The organism is Streptomyces sp. NPDC020801, from assembly GCF_044334385.1.
In the GTDB taxonomy this organism is placed as follows: Bacteria; Actinomycetota; Actinomycetes; order Streptomycetales; family Streptomycetaceae; genus Streptomyces.
The window spans coordinates 53,000-69,222 of the sequence record NZ_JBIRST010000003.1; the positions used below are offsets into that span (position 1 = coordinate 53,000).

Consider the following 16,223-nt stretch of genomic DNA (forward strand, 5'->3'; position numbering starts at 1 on the left):
TCACAACGTCTCGCCGGGCTCGGCGCCGCCCAGGTCGAGCCGGAAGGGCGGGTACTCGTCCGTCATCAGGCCGACGTACGCCGCGACCCGCAGCACCCACCGGTTCAGGCCCACGACGAGGTCGAACAGGCCGGGCGGATAGACGCCGGTGAACAGCAGGGCGACGCCCGCGAAGACGGTGAGCAGTGCGATCAGGCCGGCGCCGCCCCACCAGCCGAGGTGCAGGCCGCCCAGCAGGATCCCGATGACCAGGTAGTGGGGCAGGGCCAGCAGCCACCACTTGACCAGCACCAGGCCGCGCGACAGCCGTTCGGGGTAGGCGATGGTGAGCCGGGCCGGGTAGGCGGGCTCCTCGCCGAGGCTGAACGGCGGGTAGCGGTCGGTGCCCAGGGCGCCGTAGGTGTAGTAGGCGACCCGCCACGTCCAGCGCAGCACTCCGGCCTGGAAGTCGAACAGCGGCCGGGGGATCCGCCCGGTGAACAGGATGGCGAAACCCGCGGCGAGACCGACGAGCACGAACGCGGTCCACAGGAACGCCAGCACCACCAGGTGCGGAATGACGAGGACCCACTTCACCAGCCACAGCCACCGCGACAGCGGGGCGTCCAGCGTCGCCTGCACGCGCACCGGCCCGAAGGCGGCCGGGGTGGGCGGGTACGCGCTCATGCCGTGCTCCCCTCGGGAGCCGGTACCGCCGGCTCCTGCTCCGCGCCGCACACGACCTCCAGCTGTGTCTCGGGCGGCTGCGCGAGCGTGTTGCTCACCGTGCAGTGGGAGACCACCGCACGCAAGGCGGGCAGCCGGTCCCGCGGCAGGGCCGGGGCCTCGACGGTCAGCGAGAGCGCGGCCACGCGGGCCGGGCGGTCGTCGGCCATCCGGAACCGCGCGTCGACACGCAGTCCGTCGCGGCTGACGCCGTGCCGGTCCAGGAAGCGCCCCGCGTAGTGCGCCGCGCAGGCGGCGACGGACGCCACGAACAGCTCCACGGGGGTGGGCGCGGTGTCCTTGCCGCCGTCGGAGGCCGGCTGGTCGGCGGTGAGGACGTGGCCGCGGACCCGGATCTCGTAGGCGTCGCCCGCCACCGGGACCACCTCGACGCGTCCGGGCGGGCCGGTGGGCACGGGCTCCACCGCGGCCGCCTGGAAGAGCAGCAGGGCCGCCAGGCTCCTGGCCTCCTCGGGCGTCATCGACGCCCACATCTCCCCCTTGTCCTGGGGTGTGCAGGAGGCCTCCAGGACGACGCGTCCCATGGAGGCCGGCAGTCCGTGCGGTGCGAAGCGGGTGACGTTGATGCTGCGGCCGCAGCGGGTTTCGATGTTCATCTCGGATCCCTCCCGGTGTTCATCTCGGCTCCCTCCCGGTGTTGGTCCCGGCTCCCTCCCGGTGTTCGTCCCGGCGCCCTGGCGGCCGGGGCCGGCGGGCGCCCGCGGCTGGTGCCGTCCGGTGCCCCGGCCGGCGGCGGCGCGGGGCGCACCCGGCCGCGGCGGTTCCACATCGAGGTCGGCGCCGCCGTAGGCGCAGGTGAGGTGTGAGTGGACCGCCACCACGCCCGGGACCGAGCGGCACAGGCGCACGATGACGGGAGGATCGGTGGCGGCGTCGGTCCGGCCGGTCAGGGTGACGACCCCGTCCTCGACATGGACCCGGACACGGCCGGGGGTGAGGCCCAGGATCCGCTCCAGGACGTCGTGGCGGATCTCGTCCGCGAGGGCGGCGTCCCCGCGCAGATACGGCCGCAGCAGGTCATGGCCGCTGACGATGCCGGTGACCCGCTCGTCGGCCCCCACGACGACCAGCCGCCCGACTCCGCGGCGCAGCATCGTCCGGGCGGCCTCGGCGAGGCTCCACTCGGGGCGGGCCGTCACCGCGGGCGAGGTCATCAGGGTCCCGGCGGTGCCCTCGCGGACCGGGTCGCGGCCGGAAGCGGCCAGTCCACGGCCCGCCTCGTGCCCGAGGAGGTCGGTCTCGGCGACCACACCGACGGGGCGTTTCCGGTCGTCGACGACGGGCACTGCCGCGACGCGGTGCCGTGCCAGGGTCCGGGCGATCTCCTTGAAGGGGCAGCCGTAGGGCACGGTGACCACCTCGCGCGTCATGACGTCGCCGACGGTGGAGTACCGCATGACCAGTCCTCGGTGGATCCGGGGGACGAGGGGCCGCCCCGTGCACCTCCCAGTCGACCGCCGCGCCCGCGTCGCCGTCTCGGGCCGAACAGTCCACGCGGGGCCCCGAAGGTCCCTCGGCCCGTCCTGCGAGCGGGTCGCCGGCTCAGCCGTCCGGCCGGGCGGCTGAGCCGGCGCCGTTCGGGTCCGGGTCCGTGCCCGCGCTCACCGGTCGGCGCCCACGCTCACCGGTCGGCGCCCACGCTCACCGGTCGGCCGGCGTGATACGACGCCCCGTCAGGCGGTCGGGACGGATCCGCACCCAGAGCGTGCGCGGTCCGCCCGCCCACGGCTCGGAACGGACCCGCTCCAGGAGCCGGTGGACGGCGTCCGGGTCCGTGACGGCCTCGGCGTGCCCGACCGCGAGGACGCTCCAGCCCTGGCTCATCGTCTCGTCCACGTGGTCGACCTCGAAGGCGACCTCCGCGCCGACGGCATCGGCGGGTGAGGTGCCGGGCGCGGTGCGCAGGACGATGGCGTCGTCCACGACGTCGTAGTTGACCGGGAGGACGACGGGCCCGTCCTCGGTGTTCAGCGCGATCCGCCCCACACCGTGCGTGGACAGCAGTGCCCGGCACTCCTCCTGGCTCAGGTCGGTCAGCCGGGGGTGCAGCAGCGCGTGTCCCTGTCCCGGTGGCAGGTCCTGGTCGCCGCCGCGCAGTGCGACCAGCGTGGTGCCGAGCGCGTCGGCCAGCCTCAGGACGGTCGCCATGCTCGGCTCCGACGGGCGCTGCTCGAGGTAGGCCAGGTACTGCGGTGACATCCGGGCCCGGCCGGCCGTCTCCTCCAGGCTGAGCCCGCGCCGCCGGCGGGCGGCCGCCAGACGCCGTCCGAAGTCTCCCGGCCGGGCCGCGGTGGCGCCGGTGGGCGTCCCGGGCTCCGTGGCGGGCTGCCGGCCGGTGTCCGCAGCGGGCTGCCGGCCGGTCTGCGCACGGGACCCGGTGCCCGCGCGGGACCCGGTGTCCGCACGGGGCCCGGTGTCCGCACGGGACCCGGTCTCCGCACGGGACCCGGTCTCCGCACGGGACCGCCTGCCGGGCGGGGCCTCGCCGGGCTCCAGGTGGTCGACGTGTGCGTCCGGTCCGGGGAACACGAGGGTGACCTCGCCCGTGTCCGACCAGCGCACGTCGTAGGGGGGTGTGCCGTCGGCGTGGTGTACGCCGACGATCTCGCCGTCGCGCCGGGTGATTCCGGTGGCCGGGCTTTCGACGACCAGTCGATCGCCTAGGTGAGCGTGCATGGCCGTGCCCTCTCTCGAAGGGTCCGCTCTCCAGGATCGCCCTTCGCCGCCCCGTGCACCAACGGGACCAAGGTCCCGCCCGGCCGGGACGTACGGCGGCTTCTCCTGCGCGATGGTCCCAAGCCCGCGGGGGTGCGCGGCTGCCACGCTGGAGGGTGCGGGCCGCGGCCGAACCACCGGGGCCGCGCGACCCAGCCGGTCGGCGGAACCGGTCGGCGGAACAGCCGGCGGGACCGGTCGGCGGAGCCGGTCGAGGGGACCGAAGGGAGAAGCGCCATGCAACACCGCACGGTCGAGGACCTCATGACCCACGGGGTCGTCCGGGTGGGCCGGGACACCCCGTTCAAGCAGATCGCCAAGCTGCTGGCCGACAACGAGGTGACGGCCGTCCCCGTGGTCGACGACCTGGGCCGTCCCGTCGGCGTGGTCTCGGAGGCCGACCTGCTGCACCTGGTGGCCGGGCGACCCGACCCCGCCGGTCTGCTGCCCGATTCCCCGCCGCCGGGCCGGGAACACGCCGCGGCCGACAGGGCCACCGCCGAGGACCTGATGACGGCGCCCGCCGTGTGCGCGCGTCCGGAGTGGACCGTCGTCGAGGCCGCGCGCCTGATGGACGCCCACCGGGTCAAGCGGCTGCCGGTGGTGAACGAGAGCGGCACCCTGGTGGGCATCGTCAGCCGCGCCGACCTGCTGCGCATCTTCCTGCGCCGCGACGACGCCATCCACCAGGAGATCACCCGGGACGTGCTCGCCCGGACGCTGGGGCTGACCGAGGCGGACGTCACGGCCGCCGTGTCCGACGGCCGGGTCGCGCTCAAGGGCACCGTGCGCGCCAAGAGCCTCATCCCGGTGATCGAGCGCCTGTGCAGCGGTGTCGACGGCGTGGTCTCGGTGACCACGGACATCATCTACCGGTCCGACGACACCACAGGGCACGCCGACCGCACATGAGACGCCTCTCGCGAGCGCCCGGGCTCCGGTCGTTCGAAGACCGCCGCGGTCACTGCGCGGAGCGGGCCCTACGTTGCCTTCGTGTCGCCGACAGGGGCGTGCCACACCAGCCTGGTCCCCCCGCCGTCGGGGGTGTTCCACTCCAGGTCGCCGCCCAGCTTGCGGCCCCGCTCGGCCATGTTGCGCAGGCCGCTGCGGCGGCCCTCGGCCGGGATGCCGACGCCGTTGTCGGTGACGGTGAGGCGGACCGTCCTGCCGTCCGTCTCCAGCACCACCTCGGCGCGGTCGGCGTGCGCGTGCCGGGCGATGTTGGTCAGGGACTCGGACAGGACGGCCACGATGTCGTCGGCCGTCTTGCTCGGCACGTGCGTGTCGAGCAGCCCCTCCATCCGCATGCTGGGCGCGAAGCCCAGCACCGGCGTGGCCTCGCCGGCCACCCGCACGGCTCGTGCCCGCAGGCCGGGGGCGGCCTCGTCGCCGTGCGTGCGCAGGCCGAAGATCGTCGACCGGATGATCTTGATGGTCTCGTCAAGGTCGTCCACGGCCCGCAGGACGCGCTCCTTGGCGCCCGCGTGGTCGATGAAGCGGCCGGCGCTCTGCAGGGTCATGCCGGTGGCGAACAGCCGCTGGATGGCCAGGTCGTGCAGGTCCCGGGCGATCCGGTCGCGATCCTCAAGCAGGGCGATCTGCTCGGCGTCCTGACGGCGCTCGGCGAGCTCCATGGCGACGGCGGCCTGCGCGGCGAAACCCCGCAGCGGCTCCAGTTCCTTGTCGGAGAAGTCGTTCGCGCCCGACTCCCGGGCGAGCAGGACCACTCCGCGGATGTGGTCGCGGGCGCCGATGGGCACGGCCACGGCCGGCCCGAGGCCGGCGAACCGGGGCGGTCCGGCCGACACCCGTTCGTCGTGTGCGACGTCCGTGCTGCTCACGGGCGCCCCGCCGGCGAACGCCTCCCCGGTGAGCGTGCCTTCCACGGGCAGGACCAGTCCGCGGTGGGCCTCCGCTTCCAGGCCGATGGCCAGTTCGACGGTGAGGGTGCCGGTCTTGTCCACCGGTGTGGACATCGCGGCGAGCGCGGACCCGGTGATCTCCCGCGCGCGTTCGGCGATCAGTCCGAGGACCTCCGCCTGGTCGGCGCCCGACATGAGGCTGTGGGTGATCTCCGCGTTCGCCTGCAGCCAGCGCTCGCGCAGCCGGGACTCCTCGTAGAGCCGGGCGTTGTCGATCGCCACACCCGCCGCCACGGCCAGGGTGGACAGGACCGACTCGTCCTCCTCGTCGAACTCCAGACCGCCCCGCTTCTCGGTCAGGTACAGATTGCCGAACACCTGGTCCCGCACCCGGATCGGCACGCCCAGGAAGGTGTTCATCGGCGGATGGTTGGGCGGGAAACCGTACGACGCCGCGTGCTCGGACAGCTTCGCCAGCCGCAGCGGCTCCGGATGCCGGATCAGCTCACCCAGGATCCCGTGCCCCTCGGGGTAGGGCCCTATCCGGGCGATGTCCTCCTCGCCCACCCCGACGGTGTGGAACGCCGACAGCCTCCGGCCGTCGGGACCGATCACGCCCAGCGCCGCGTACTCCGCGTCCACCAGGGTCGCCGCCGCGTCCACGATGCTGTGCAGCGCCTGTTCCAGTTCCAGCTCCCGGCCGACCGAGAGCACCGCCTCCAGCAGACTGTGCACCCGGTCCCGGGTGCCACGCGCCGCGTCCAGGCGCGCCTGCAGCTGTTCCAGCAGTTCGTCCAGCCGCAGCTGCGGCAGCCGCACTCGACCGTCCCCCGACTCCTCGGAGCTTCCCACCGGTGATCCTCCAAGCCCCCATGAAGTGCCGAAAGCCGTTTCGCTCATGTGTCACATTAGCGGCTGCGGCTCGGTAACGGCATGGGATCGCCCGGGGCCCTGTGCGGTCAGGGCCCCGGCGGCGTTCTCCGAGGGCGTGGGGTCAGCGGGTTTCGCCGCGCAGGCGGTCCTGGGCCTGGGTGGCGATGACGGCGGCCTGGATGCGGCGTTCCACGCCGAGCTTGGCCAGCAGACGGGAGATGTGGTTCTTGACCGTCTTCTCGGCGAGGTAGAGACGCTGGCCGATCTGGCGGTTGGTCAGGCCCTCGCCGATCAGGGCCAGGATCTCCCGCTCCCGGTCGGTCAGGCCGGGCAGCGTGTCCGGCTCCTCCTCCTTCTGCTGGCCGCCCCGCAGCCGGGCCATCAGCTTCGTGGTGGCGCTGGGGTCGAGCAACGACTGGCCGCGGGCCACCGTGCGCACGGCCGAAACGAGGTCGGAGCCCTGGATCTGCTTGAGGACATAGCCGGACGCGCCCGCCATGATCGAGTCCAGCAGCGCCTCCTCGTCGTCGAACGAGGTCAGCATCAGGCAGGCCAGTTCCGGCAGGCGGGAGCGCAGCTCACGGCAGACGGTCACACCGTCGCCGTCCGGCAGCCGGACGTCGAGCACCGCCACGTCCGGGCGCAGGGCGGGAACACGCACCAGGGCCTGCTCGGCCGTGGCGGCCTCTCCGACCACCGTGATGTCCGGTTCGTCGTTCAGCAGGTCGTGCACCCCACGCCGTACCACCTCGTGGTCGTCGAGGAGGAAGACCCGGATCGGGGTGTCGGGCCCGGCCTGCTCACGGTCCGCCATCGGTCACTCCTTGTTGTGTTCGGTTTCCAGAGGGAACCTTCCCCCAAGCGGGGGCGAAAGGCCAGGGCCTGTCGGCCCTCTTCCGGCGTTCCCCATTGTCCTCCCTGCCCGCCCGTACCCCGCTCTGCCCACACCCCCCCCGCTTGCGCAATTGCAAAATTCTGCAATTCGATACATTCTATGTCAGCCATGCCTGCAACAGGAGACCGAGGTTCCCGTGCGATGACGTCCACAATCCGCCGGGGCATCTCCCGGATCGCCTCCCTGCTGCCCTCCCGGGCCGATCTGGCCCAGCTGGGCCGCAGCCCGCGCCGGGACCTGCTCGCCGGACTGACCGTGGCGATCGTCGCGCTGCCGCTCGCCCTCGGCTTCGGCGTCTCCTCCGGGCTGGGCGCCGAGGCGGGCCTGGCGACCGCGGTGGTCGCGGGCGCGCTCGCCGCGCTGTTCGGCGGCTCCGACCTCCAGGTGTCCGGACCCACGGGTGCCATGACGGTGGTGCTGGTGCCGATCGTCGGCCGCTACGGCCCCGGGGGCGTGCTCACCGTCGGCCTGATGGCGGGCCTGATGCTGGTCGCCCTGGCCCTGCTGCGGGCCGGGAAGTACATGCGGTACGTGCCCGCGCCCGTGGTGGAGGGCTTCACCCTGGGCATCGCCTGCGTCATCGGCCTGCAGCAGGTCCCGAACGCGCTCGGTGTGCCCAAGCCGGACGGCGACCGGGTGCTCGTCGTCGCCTGGCGGGCGCTGGAGACCTTCGTCGGGCACCCGAACTGGACGGCGGTGGCCTGCGCCGCCGCGGTCGCCGCGGTGATGCTGGCCGGGGCACGGTGGCGGCCGACCGTGCCGTTCTCCATCCTGGCCGTGATCGCGGCGACCGTGGTGGTCCAGGCGGCGGGCCTGGACGGTGTGCGGCCGATCGGCGATCTGCCCTCCGGGCTGCCCGCGCCCTCGCTCGGCTTCCTCCACCCCGGCGCGCTGGGCTCGCTGCTCGCCCCGGCGGTGGCCGTCGCCGCGCTGGCCGCGCTGGAGTCCCTGCTGTCCGCCTCGGTCGCCGACGGCATGACGGTGGGCCGGCACCATGACCCGGACCGCGAACTGTTCGGGCAGGGGCTGGCCAACATGGCCGCCCCGCTGTTCGGCGGGGTCCCCGCGACCGGCGCCATCGCCCGGACCGCCGTCAATGTCCGCACCGGAGCCGCTTCGCGCCTGGCCGCCCTCACCCACGCGGCCGTCCTGGCCGCGATCGTCTTCGCCGCCGCGCCGCTGGTGTCCAGGATTCCGCTGGCCGCGCTGGCGGGGGTGCTGCTGGCCACGGCGGTCCGCATGGTCGAGGTGGGCTCGCTGCGGGCCATGGTGCGGGCGACCCGCTCGGACGCGGCGATCCTCGCGCTGACCGCCCTCGCCACGCTGGCCCTCGACCTCGTGTACGCGGTCGTCATCGGCCTCGCCGTCGCCGGCGCCCTCGCCCTGCGCGCCGTGGCCCGGGAGGCGCGCCTGGACCAGGTGCCGCTCGACCCGGGGGACCACGGACAGGAGGAACACGCGCTGCTCTCCGAGCACATCGTCGCGTACCGCATCGACGGGCCGCTGTTCTTCGCCGCCGCCCACCGCTTCCTGCTGGAGCTGAGCGAGGTGGCCGACGTGCGCGTGGTGATCCTGCGGATGTCCCGGGTCACGACCCTGGACGCCACCGGGGCCCTCGTCCTCAAGGACGCCGTGGACAAGCTCCAGCGGCGCGGCATCGTCGTCCTGGCCTCCGGGATACGTCCCGGCCAGCGTCAGGCCCTGAACTCCGTGGGCGCGCTCGACCTGCTGCGCCGCGAGGGCGGCGAGTACGCCACCACCCCGGAGGCGATCCGGGCCGCCCGCCACCACCTGGAGACGGCCGGAGTGCTGCGACCGGGCGGTGCTCCCCGGCCCGCGCACGGAATTGCACATCTGCGCAATTCTTGATGTCGTAACTGCCTGCGCGACGCACACGAGAAGGGCGAGGACGGGTCGGATGTCGGGAACGAGGCAATGGTGACCACGCCGCTGTACCAGCTCAAGGCCGAGTTCTTCAAGACGCTCGGTCATCCCGCGCGCATCCGCGTCCTGGAGCTGCTGAGCGAGCGCGAGCACGCGGTCGCCGAGATGCTGCCCGAGGTGGGCATCGAACCTGCCGCGCTCTCCCAGCAGTTGGCCGTGCTGCGCCGGGCCGGCCTGGTCGTCTCCCGCAAGGAGGGATCGACCGTCCGCTACTCCCTGACCAGCCCGCACGTGGCCGAGCTGCTGCGGGTGGCGCGGACGATCCTGTCCGGGGTGCTGGCGGGGCAGGCGGAGCTGCTGGCCGACCTGCGCGCGGCGCAGGGCGGTAGCCGCCCGTCCGCCTGAGCGGCGAATCGGCCCGGTTGAACACACGGCCGGGGCGCCACCGCGATCGGCGGTGGCGCCCCGGGGCCGTGCTTCGGTGCCGTCAGAGCAGCCAGCGGTTCCGGCTGACGAAGGGCAGGCGCGCCCACAGCCGGCCCAGTCCCCAGGTGGCGCCGGCACCGGCGGCCGCGAGGGCGATCAGGGCGAGGGCGTAGATGAGGTGGTAGTCGGCGAAGGGGTTCGTCGACATGCTCGCCGTGCCGTCGGACAGGTGCTTGGCCGGTGGCCATTCGGCCATCCACATCAGCGCCATCATCGCGGTGCCGGCCACCGCGGCGAGCCGCAGCCCGATCCCCGCGATCAGCGCGACGCCGATGCCGAGCAGGCCGAGCATGAACAGCCAGTCGGCCCAGGTGTCGCCGGCCCAGGAGTGGAAGGTGGACTCCATCGGCCCGGCGGAGACCGAGCTGAGGAAGCCCTTGGTCGGCGAGCCGCCGTCGATCCAGCCCTTGCCGGACGGGGTCGCGTAGCCGAAGCCGAACGTCTTGTCCAGGAACGCCCACAGGAAGACGAACCCGAGCAGAACCCGCAGCCCGGCCAGGGCGTGGGCGGCCGCGGTCGTCACGGTGGCCTCGGACGTCGCGGTGGCGGAGCCGGAAACCGATCCGGCCCGGCGCAGGAACGACAGGTGGAAGCCGACGTGCCGGTGGGAGTGGTCGTGCACGGCCATGATGCTCATCCCTTTCCAAGGGAGTCCCGCGGGTGGGCCGCGGGACGTTCACGGGGTTGTCGGTGGCTCTAGGTGCGCTACCAATGTCCCGCTGTGGCGGCCGGGTTCGCAGGGGCTGCGTGGCCCGGCCGCCGGGGCCGAACGTCCTTGCTCACGAGGTCCGTCCAGCAGCCGGGCCGGTCAGCCGTCCCAGGACCAGTCGGCGACCTCGGGCAGGTCCACGCCGTGCTCGCGGATCCAGGCGTGATGGCGCAGCCGGGCGTCCTCCATGCGCTGGCGCACGGCCGCGGCGCGCACCGCGAGGCCCGGGACGCGGTCGATGACGTCCATGACCAGGCGGTAGCGGTCGAGGTCGTTGCTCACCACCATGTCGAACGGCGTGGTGGTGGTGCCGATCTCCTTGTAGCCGCGCACGTGCAGGTGCGGGTGCCCGTGGCGCCGGTAGGCCAGGCGGTGGATCAGCCAGGGGTAGCCGTGGTAGGCGAAGAGCACCGGCTTGTCCGCGGTGAAGAGCCCGTCGTACTCGAAGTCGTTCATCCCGTGCGGGTGTTCCTCACTGGGCAGCAGCCGGGCGATGTCCACCACGTTGACCACGCGTACGGCCAGCTCGGGCAGGTGGCGGCGCAGCAACTGCGCGGCGGCCAGCACCTCCTGGGTGGGCACGTCGCCCGCGCAGGCCAGCACCACGTCGGGTTCGCGGGTGCCGTCCTCGGTGCCGGCCCAGTCCCAGATGCCGGCGCCGCGCGCACAGTGCGCCTTGGCCTGCTCCATGGAGAGCCAGTCGAAGCAGGGCTGCTTGCCGGCGACGACGACGTTGACGTAGTCCCGGCTGCGCAGCGCGTGGTCGGCCACGGACAGCAGGGTGTTGGCGTCCGGCGGGAAGTAGACCCGGACCGCCTCGGGGCTCTTGTTGAGGATGTGGTCGACGAAGCCGGGGTCCTGGTGCGAGAAGCCGTTGTGGTCCTGGCGCCACACGTGCGAGGTCAGCAGGTAGTTCAGGGAGGCGATGGGGGCGCGCCAGGGCAGCCGGCGGGTGGTGCGCAGCCACTTGATGTGCTGGTTGACCATCGAGTCGACGATGTGCACGAACGCCTCGTAGCAGGAGAACAACCCGTGCCGGCCGGTGAGGAGGTAGCCCTCCAGCCAGCCCTGGCAGGTGTGTTCGGACAGGATCTCCATCACCCGGCCGTGCGGGTCGAGGTTTTCGTCCACCGGCAGCGTCTTCGCCTGCCATGCCTTGCCGCTGGCCGCGTAGACGGCCTGGAGGCGGTTGGAGGCGGTCTCGTCGGGGCCGACGAGGCGGAAGTCGCGCCGGTCGGTGGTGGCCCGCATGACGTCCTCGAGCAGGTCGCCGAGGACGCGGGTGGGTTCGTGCATGCTCGCACCGGGCTTGCCGACCTCGACGGCGTACTTCTCCAGCGGCGGCAGGGGCAGTTCGCGCAGCAGCAGGCCGCCGTTGGCGTGCGGGGTGGCGCCGAGCCTGCGGGTGCCCGCCGGGATGCAGGCCACTACCTCGGGGCGTGGCGAGCCGTGCTCGTCGAACAGCTCCTCGGGGCGGTACGAGCGCAGCCACTCCTCCAGCTGCCGCAGGTGCTCGGGGTTGTCCCGGACGGCGGCGAGCGGCACCTGGTGGGCGCGCCAGGTGCCCTCCACGGGCAGGCCGTCGACCTCGGCCGGGCCGGTCCAGCCCTTGGGGGTGCGCAGCACGATGACCGGCCAGCCGGGCCGCTCGGTGACGCCGTCCTCGCGGGCGGCGTGCTGGATCGCGGCGATGCGGTCGAGCGCGGTGTCCATGGCGGCGGCCATGGCGCGGTGGACGGCGGCCGGTTCGTCGCCGGTGACGTGGATCGGGTCGTGGCCGTAGCCCCTGAGGAGCTCGTCGAGTTCGGCCTCGGGGAGCCGGGCCAGCACGGTCGGGTTGGCGATCTTGTAGCCGTTGAGGTGCAGGATCGGCAGGACGGCTCCGTCGTCGACCGGGTCGAGGAACTTGTTGGAGTGCCAGGACGCGGCCAGCGGGCCGGTCTCCGCCTCGCCGTCGCCGATCACGCAGGCCACGACCAGATCGGGATTGTCGAGTGCGGCGCCGTAGGCGTGCGAGAGGGCGTAGCCGAGCTCGCCGCCCTCGTGGATCGAGCCCGGTGTCTCGGGGGCGACGTGGCTGGGCACCCCGCCGGGGAAGGAGAACTGCCTGAACAGCCGCGCCATGCCGGCCGCGTCCCGGGTGACGTCGGGGTAGGTCTCGGTGTACGAGCCCTCCAGCCAGGAGTTGGCCAGCACGGCGGGCCCGCCGTGACCGGGGCCCCAGATGCACAGGGCGTTCAGGTCCCGGGCGCCGATGACGCGGTTGAGGTGGGTGTGGACCAGGTTGAGGCCGGGCGAGGTGCCCCAGTGGCCGAGCAGGCGCGGCTTGACGTGCTCGGGCCGCAGCGGCTCGGTCAGCAGGGGGTTGGCCATGAGGTAGATCTGGCCGACGGCGAGGTAGTTCGCGGCGCGCCAGTGGGCGTCCAGGATGGCGAGCTCCTCGTCCGTGAGCCCGGCGGGCGCCTGCTGCGTCTCGGCGGACATCGAGATTCCTTTCCGGGTCGGGACAGCGGTGGGCGTGCTGGGTGCGCGTGCGTGTGCTGGGTGCGTGGGCGTACGCGTCGGCGCGCCGGCGGCGCCCCACCCCACCCTCCAGTGACCGACCGGGTACCCGACAGGGCCGTTCGGGTCACGCTCCGGAACCGGGGCGAGCGTGGTCAGGTCCGGGGCCGGGTGAGCGCGGTCAGGTCCGGGGCCGGGGCCGGGGCGAGCGTCGTCACGCTCCGGGGCCGGGGGCGTCCGGGGGCACGCTGCGGGGCCGGGGCGTCGCGCGGGTGCCCCGGTCCGTCAGTGCGCCGTCACCCCGTGCGCGCGGAACTGGCCGCGGACCCGGTCGACGAGCCCTGCGTCCGGAACCGGGTTGTCGCGCAGCGGGAAGGGGATGCCCAGGGCGTCGTACTTGGCGGCGCCGAGCTTGTGGAACGGCAGGATGTCGACCCGTTCGACGCTGTCCAGGCCGGCCACGAAGCGGGCGAGCCCGTCCACCGCCCGCTCGTCGTCGGTCCAGCCGGGCACCAGGACGTAGCGGATCCACGTCCGCACGCCGAGCCGGTCCAGCCGGGTGGCGAAGTTCAGCGTGGGGGTCAGCTCGCCGCCGGTCAGCTTGCGGTAGGTGGCGACGTCGAAGGACTTGACGTCCAGCAGCACCAGGTCGGTGTCGGCGAGCAGCGCGTCGGTGGCGCGGACGCCGAGGAATCCGGAGGTGTCCAGGGCGGTGTGCAGGCCGGCCTCCTTGCAGCGGCGCAGGACCGCGCCGGTGAAGGCCGGCTGCAGCAGGGGTTCGCCGCCGGTGAGGGTGACCCCGCCGCCGGCGGTGGTGATGAACCCGCGGTACTTGCCGATTTCGGCCATCACCTCGTCGACGGTCGCCTCCCGCCCGTCCCGCATGTGCCAGGTGTCGGGGTTGGCGCAGTACAGGCAGCGCAGCGGGCAGCCGCTGACGAACAGGACGAACCGGGTCCCGGGACCGTCCACGCCGGTGGACAGGTCCCAGGAGTGGATCCGGCCGGTGGTCGCGGCACCGGCGGCGGCGGTCACGGCACTCACAGCGATCCGTGGAAGGTGCGGCTGATCACGTCGAGCTGCTGCTCGCGGGTGAGACGGACGAAGTTGACGGCGTATCCGGAGACCCGGATGGTCAGCTCCGGGTACTTCTCCGGGTGTTCCATCGCGTCCTCGAGCACCGACCGGTTCAGCACGTTGACGTTCATGTGGAAGCCGCCGGCCGCCGTGTAGGCGTCGAGGATGCCGACCAGGTTGCCCGCCCGCTCCCCGGGGACGTGGCCCAGCCCCTCGGGGGTGATGGTCGTGGTCAGCGAGATGCCGTCACGGGCCTGCTCGTACGGCAGCTTCGCCACCGACAGCGCCGAGGCGGCCACCCCGTGCCGGTCACGCCCGTTCATCGGGTTGGCGCCGGGCGCGAAGGGCGCGCCGGCCCGGCGGCCGTCGGGGGTGTTGCCGGTGTGCTTTCCGTAGACCACGTTGGAGGTGATGGTCAGCACCGACTGGGTGTGCTCGGCGTCCCGGTAGGTGGGGTGCCTGCGTACCTTCGCCATGAACGACTCGACGAGGTCCACGGCCAGTTCGTCGGCGCGGTCGTCGTTGTTGCCGTACGCCGGGTAGTCGCCCTCGACGACGTAGTCCACGGCGAGCCCGGTGTCGTCCCGGATCACCTTCACCCGCGCGTGCTTCACGGCGGACAGGCTGTCGGCGGCGACCGACAGGCCGGCGATGCCGCAGGCCATGAAGCGGTGCACGGGGTAGTCGTGGAGCGCCATCTCCAGGCGCTCGTAGGCGTACTTGTCGTGCATGTAGTGGATGACGTTGAGCGCGTCGACGTATGTCCGGGCGAGCCAGTCGAGCATCCGGTCGTAGGCCGCCGACAGCTCGTTGTAGTCCAGGTACTCCCCGGTCAGCGGGGGCGCGGGCGGGGCGACCTGTTCGCCGCTCAGCTCGTCGCGGCCGCCGTTGACCGCGTACAGCAGGGCCTTGGCGAGGTTCACGCGGGCGCCGAAGAACTGCATCTGCCTGCCGACCGCCATGGCGGAGACGCAGCAGGCGATCGCGGTGTCGTCGCCGGTGCGCGGGCGCATCAGGTCGTCGGACTCGTACTGCACGGCGCTGGTGTCTATGGAGACCTGTGCGCAGAACTCCTTGAATCCGGCGGGCAGCCGGGGCGACCACAGCACGGTCAGGTTCGGCTCGGGCGCCGGGCCCAGGTTGTACAGCGTCTGCAGGAAGCGGAAGGAGGTGCGGGTGACCAGCGTGCGACCGTCGCGGCCGATGCCGCCGATGGACTCCGTCACCCAGGTCGGGTCGCCGGAGAACAGCGCGTCGTACTCGGGCGTGCGCAGGAAGCGGACGATCCGCAGCTTGATCACGAAGTCGTCGACCAGCTCCTGGGCCCGCGTCTCGTCGATGGTGCCCTCCGTCAGGTCCCGCTGGAGGTAGACGTCCAGGAAGGTGGAGGTGCGGCCCAGCGACATCGCGGCGCCGTTCTGCTCCTTCACTGCGGCGAGGTAGCCGAGGTAGAGCCACTGCACGGCCTCGTGGGCGGTGGCGGCGGGGCGGGTGACGTCGCAGCCGTAGGAGGCCGCCATCCGGGCGAGTTCGCCCAGCGCGCGGATCTGCTCGGCGAGTTCCTCGCGGTCGCGGATGACGTGCGCGGTGGAGGGCCGGGCGTCCAGCGAGGCCTTGTCGGCGAGCTTTGCCTCGATCAGCCGGTCGGTGCCGTAGAGGGCCACGCGCCGGTAGTCGCCGATGATCCGGCCGCGGCCGTAGGCGTCCGGCAGACCGGTGATGATGCCGGCCTTGCGGGCGGCCCGCATCTCGGGTGTGTAGGCGTCGAACACGCCGTCGTTGTGGGTCTTGCGGTAGGTGCCGAAGACCTTGGTGACGAACGGGTCGGGCGTGTAGCCGTACGCCTTCAGGCCGTTCTCCACCATGCGCAGGCCGCCGCCGGGCATGATCGCGCGCTTGAGCGGTGCGTCGGTCTGCAGGCCGACGATCAGCTCCAGGTCGCGGTCGATGTAGCCCGGGGCGTGCGAGGTGATCGTCGAGGGGGTGGCCGCGTCGACGTCGTGGATGCCCTTGCGGCGCTCCTCGGGAAACAGCGCGCTGACCTTGTGCCACACGGCCGTGGTGCGGTCCGTGGGGCCGGTCAGGAAGCCCGCGTCGCCCTCGTACGGCGTGTAGTTGGCCTGCACGAAGTCGCGGACGTCGATCTGCTCCCGCCATGTGGTCCCGGCGAAGTGCCGCCAGGCCTCGGCGGGTTCGCTGCCGTTCCTGCTGCTGCCGGCTGTCACCGTCGCGGTCATCACGGGTCCTCTCCCTGTGCGTTTGTCTCACGGTCGATGCTGGTCGTCCGGGGCGGTCGCGGGCAGTGCCGGACAGTGCAGGCGCCGGTTCCGTACGGCCCCGAACGGGCGGGACCTTCGGCCCGCCCCCGCCCGGGCGGCGGATGCCGGCCGACGACCAGGCCGGGGCGGTTGCCGGCCGACGACCAGGCCGGGGCGGTTGCCGGCCGACGGCCAGGCCGGGGCGGTTGCCGGCCGACGACCAGGCCGGGGCGGTT

Annotated in this window: 12 protein-coding genes; 3 read left to right on the top strand and 9 right to left on the bottom strand. The window is 73.1% G+C overall.

All coding sequences use genetic code 11. The annotated features are described in order from the left end of the window. From ACH4UM_RS07750 to ACH4UM_RS07760, 3 genes are all read right to left on the bottom strand, one after another. Nucleotides 1-666 (bottom strand): DUF4389 domain-containing protein, encoded by a 666-nt coding sequence (locus tag ACH4UM_RS07750; RefSeq protein WP_398175165.1) that lies wholly within the window; start codon nt 664-666, stop codon nt 1-3. Continuing rightward, complete coding sequence (locus ACH4UM_RS07755) at nt 663-2,123, bottom strand: CBS domain-containing protein (protein ID WP_398175167.1); 1,461 nt, start codon at nt 2,121-2,123, stop codon at nt 663-665. Before ACH4UM_RS07755 ends, ACH4UM_RS07750 begins: the two co-directional genes overlap by 4 nt. 244 nt (nt 2,124-2,367) lie before the next feature. Beyond that, nucleotides 2,368-3,402, bottom strand: a complete 1,035-nt coding sequence (locus tag ACH4UM_RS07760) for a pyridoxamine 5'-phosphate oxidase family protein (RefSeq protein WP_398175169.1) — start codon at nt 3,400-3,402, stop codon at nt 2,368-2,370. 276 nt (nt 3,403-3,678) lie between these two features. Here ACH4UM_RS07760 and ACH4UM_RS07765 point away from each other — a divergent pair, with 276 nt between their 5' ends. Continuing rightward, complete coding sequence (locus ACH4UM_RS07765; protein WP_398175171.1) at nt 3,679-4,353, top strand: CBS domain-containing protein; 675 nt, start codon at nt 3,679-3,681, stop codon at nt 4,351-4,353. A gap of 68 nt (nt 4,354-4,421) precedes the next feature. Here ACH4UM_RS07765 and ACH4UM_RS07770 read toward each other — a convergent pair whose 3' ends face one another. Together ACH4UM_RS07770 and ACH4UM_RS07775 are read right to left on the bottom strand one after the other, a co-directional pair. Beyond that, entirely contained in the window at nt 4,422-6,155 is a 1,734-nt protein-coding gene (locus ACH4UM_RS07770; RefSeq protein ID WP_398175172.1) for a GAF domain-containing protein, read from the bottom strand. Nucleotides 6,156-6,297: 142 nt separating this feature from the next. Next, entirely contained in the window at nt 6,298-6,990 is a 693-nt protein-coding gene (locus ACH4UM_RS07775; RefSeq protein WP_398175174.1) for a response regulator, read from the bottom strand. A 222-nt stretch (nt 6,991-7,212) separates the two neighbouring features. On the opposite strand from ACH4UM_RS07775, the gene ACH4UM_RS07780 reads away from it, so the two are divergent. Then, on the top strand, nt 7,213-8,940 hold the full coding sequence (locus ACH4UM_RS07780) for a SulP family inorganic anion transporter (protein WP_398175176.1): 1,728 nt from the start codon (nt 7,213-7,215) through the stop codon (nt 8,938-8,940). Between the two features lie 69 nt (nt 8,941-9,009). Then, nucleotides 9,010-9,360, top strand: a complete 351-nt coding sequence (locus tag ACH4UM_RS07785) for an ArsR/SmtB family transcription factor (protein ID WP_398175895.1) — start codon at nt 9,010-9,012, stop codon at nt 9,358-9,360. Between the two features lie 82 nt (nt 9,361-9,442). Here the strand turns inward: ACH4UM_RS07785 and ACH4UM_RS07790 are convergent, their stop codons facing one another. The 4 genes from ACH4UM_RS07790 to pflB all read right to left on the bottom strand — a co-directional run bounded on the left by ACH4UM_RS07790 (nt 9,443) and on the right by pflB (nt 15,966). Then, nucleotides 9,443-10,069 (bottom strand): hypothetical protein, encoded by a 627-nt coding sequence (locus ACH4UM_RS07790; RefSeq protein ID WP_398175178.1) that lies wholly within the window; start codon nt 10,067-10,069, stop codon nt 9,443-9,445. 180 nt (nt 10,070-10,249) lie between these two features. After that, nucleotides 10,250-12,634 (bottom strand): phosphoketolase, encoded by a 2,385-nt coding sequence (locus ACH4UM_RS07795; RefSeq protein WP_398175180.1) that lies wholly within the window; start codon nt 12,632-12,634, stop codon nt 10,250-10,252. A gap of 303 nt (nt 12,635-12,937) precedes the next feature. Then, nucleotides 12,938-13,696, bottom strand: a complete 759-nt coding sequence (gene pflA, locus ACH4UM_RS07800; protein WP_398175182.1) for a pyruvate formate-lyase-activating protein — start codon at nt 13,694-13,696, stop codon at nt 12,938-12,940. Continuing rightward, the gene (pflB, locus tag ACH4UM_RS07805) at nt 13,693-15,966 is read right to left on the bottom strand and encodes a formate C-acetyltransferase (protein ID WP_398175184.1); all 2,274 of its coding nucleotides are present in this window, start codon (nt 15,964-15,966) and stop codon (nt 13,693-13,695) included. The genes pflA and pflB overlap by 4 nt, the downstream gene beginning before the upstream one ends. Nucleotides 15,967-16,223: the final 257 nt, after the last annotated feature.